This is a genomic window from Oleiphilus sp. HI0043, from assembly GCF_001634935.1.
In genome coordinates this window covers 1-1,102 of sequence record NZ_LWEY01000319.1, presented here as the reverse complement: position 1 = coordinate 1,102, position 1,102 = coordinate 1, and the positions used below count along the sequence as shown (strand labels likewise).

Annotated in this window: 1 protein-coding gene and 1 pseudogene; one reads left to right on the top strand and one right to left on the bottom strand. The window is 45.0% G+C overall.

Annotation, left to right across the window (positions count from 1 at the left end):
* Positions 1–205, bottom strand: a pseudogene (locus A3729_RS04390) (hypothetical protein); the annotation flags it as partial.
* Between the two features lie 344 nt (positions 206–549).
* Between A3729_RS04390 and A3729_RS04385 the strand changes: the two are divergent.
* Positions 550–1,102, top strand: a 553-nt coding sequence (locus tag A3729_RS04385; RefSeq protein ID WP_156497657.1) for an MFS transporter, incomplete at its 3' end; no start/stop codon positions are given.

The following is a 1,102-nucleotide window of genomic DNA, read 5'->3' as shown; positions in this document are numbered from 1 at the left end:
TAAGCCAGCCAGCAGGAATACGCCCTAGTGCACCGGTTAGAACCGGGGCCGAAAAGAATAATCCTAACTGTGTTGCGCTTAGGCTTAAGCTGTTTTGAAGTTCAAGCCCCAAAACGGCATAGAGTGTCCATACCGAAAAATTAGCAGCAAATGCTATGGTGGCAATGGTTAAGGCTCTGGCTGCGCCAGGGATCTCAAAATTCATTATGACGCTCTGATCGAAGGCTGTTTAACTCGGTTTATCCTCAAAGGTATTGTTGGTACAGAGGAGCTCGTTTATCTATTAAAGTGATTGATACCTATTAAATCAAAAAAACCTTGTGCATGTTTGTTCTAACCCTTTTGAGTTAGGGGGTATGAGTCGCCTACCTATAAGTGAGTAGGCTTTGTGATGCCTGCTGGCTTTGTGGCAAGGGAGTAAAAAATAAAGTAGGTATATGCGCTGTGCCGGGGCATTCTCAGGCCCTGCCTTACTTGACTCATATCAAGTAGGAAACCCTACACACGAAGCAGAATAGCGTCATACCCCTTTTTTGTATAGGAGGCTTTATGTCCACTGATCATAAAATAAACCTGTTCGCTTTTGGCGACCCCAAGATTAAAACACTCCACTTTACGTGGTTTGCTTTTTTCTTAACCTTCATGGTTTGGTTTAACCATGCTCCGCTTTTGGTGTTTATGAAAGAAGCGTTTGATATGTCGAGTCAGCAGGTCAAAGCCCTGATGATTCTGAACGTTGCGCTAACAATTCCAGCACGTATCGTCANCGGTATTTTGGTGGATAAACTAGGGCCCAGAAAGGTTTATAGTACTTTACTTGTACTGACAGGCGTCGTGTGTATAGCATTCGCACTGGCTCAATCTTATGAGCAGCTCGCAATGATGCGCTTTTTAATGGGCTTTGTTGGTGCCGGGTTTGTAATCGGTATCCGCATGGTTGGCGAATGGTTTCCTCATAAGTCTGTCGGTATCGCAGAAGGTATCTACGGTGGTTGGGGTAACTTTGGCTCAGCTGCATCGGCTATGCTATTGCCTACGCTGGCAATGATGTACGGTGGAGAAGATGGCTGGAGATATGCATTAGGTACAACAGGTATTGTTG